The following is a 1,307-nucleotide window of genomic DNA, read 5'->3' as shown; positions in this document are numbered from 1 at the left end:
CAACAACGTCGTGCTCTCGCGCCGTGCGCTGCTCGAGCAGACCCAGTCGGAGTCGCGCTCGAACTTCCTCAACAACCTGCACAAGGGCCAGGTCCGCAAGGGCACCGTCTCGTCGATCGTCAACTTCGGTGCGTTCGTCGACCTCGGTGGCGTCGACGGTCTCGTGCACGTCTCGGAGCTCTCGTGGAAGCACATCGAGCACGCATCCGAGGTCGTCGAGGTGGGCCAGGAAGTCACTGTCGAGATCCTCGAGGTCGACCTCGACCGCGAGCGCGTGTCGCTCTCGCTCAAGGCCACCCAGGAAGACCCGTGGCAGGTGTTCGCCCGCACCCACGCGATCGGCCAGATCGCACCGGGTAAGGTCACCAAGCTCGTTCCGTTCGGTGCGTTCGTTCGCGTCGCAGACGGCATCGAGGGCCTCGTGCACATCTCCGAGCTCTCGGGCAAGCACGTCGAACTCGCCGAGCAGGTCGTCTCGGTCGGCGAAGAGGTCTTCGTCAAGGTCATCGACATCGACCTCGAGCGTCGCCGCATCTCGCTCTCGCTGAAGCAGGCCAACGACTCGATCGACCCCTTCGGTGTCGAGTTCGACCCGGCCCTCTACGGCATGGTCACGGAGTACGACGAGAACGGGGAGTACAAGTACCCCGAGGGCTTCGACCCCGAGACCAACCAGTGGAAGGAAGGCTTCGACGAGCAGCGCGAGAAGTGGGAGCAGGAATACGCTGCAGCCCAGGCGCGCTGGGAAGCCCACAAGGCTACGGTTGCCAAGGCCGCCGAAGCCGAGGCCACCAAGGCCAAGGACGAGGACTACAGCGGTTCGGCATCCGGTTCGGGCTCGTACTCGAGCGAAAGCCCCGTGGGCACGCTCGCGGATGACGAGGCACTCGCGGCTCTTCGCGAGAAGCTCTCGGGCCGCTAAAACCCGGCACCACCCGCATCACAGCCGGTAGCACCACACAGCAACGAAAGGCCGGGATCCCCGCTTGGGGGTCCCGGCCTTTCAGCGTTCCTGGGGACCGCGATGTGCTCGGTCAGCGGTCGGAGGACGCCGGTCGCGCGGGAAGGAAACGCGCCACCACGACCGCAGCCGCCGCCGTCAGCAACGCCGCGCCCACGGTGATCCCCACCCGCATCGCATCACCGGCGAGCACCTCGCGCGGCGCGAACGACGTCAACACGATCGTCACCGTCAGCGCCGCCGCATAGGCCCAGTACGGCCGAGCCGTGAGCTTCAACACGGCTGTGACAAGCGCGGCGACACCGCCCACCAGCGTGACAGCCTCCGCCGGAACCCACACCGCCAC

General features: G+C 66.6%; 2 protein-coding genes. One reads left to right on the top strand and one right to left on the bottom strand.

Going from position 1 to position 1,307, the window contains the following annotated elements; translation table 11 throughout:
- Positions 1-922 (top strand): S1 RNA-binding domain-containing protein (locus tag B3587_RS01655; RefSeq protein ID WP_292726051.1); only part of this gene is annotated, 922 nt, incomplete at its 5' end.
- Between the two features lie 112 nt (positions 923-1,034).
- Here B3587_RS01655 and B3587_RS01650 read toward each other — a convergent pair.
- Positions 1,035-1,307, bottom strand: a 273-nt coding sequence (locus tag B3587_RS01650; protein ID WP_292726049.1) for a hypothetical protein, incomplete at its 5' end; no start/stop codon positions are given.

It is taken from the genome of Microbacterium sp. UBA837 (assembly GCF_002296025.1).
Lineage (GTDB): Bacteria > Actinomycetota > Actinomycetes > Actinomycetales > Microbacteriaceae > Microbacterium.
The sequence above is the reverse complement of the archived record's forward strand: the minus strand, read 5'-3'. Positions and strand labels throughout refer to the sequence as shown.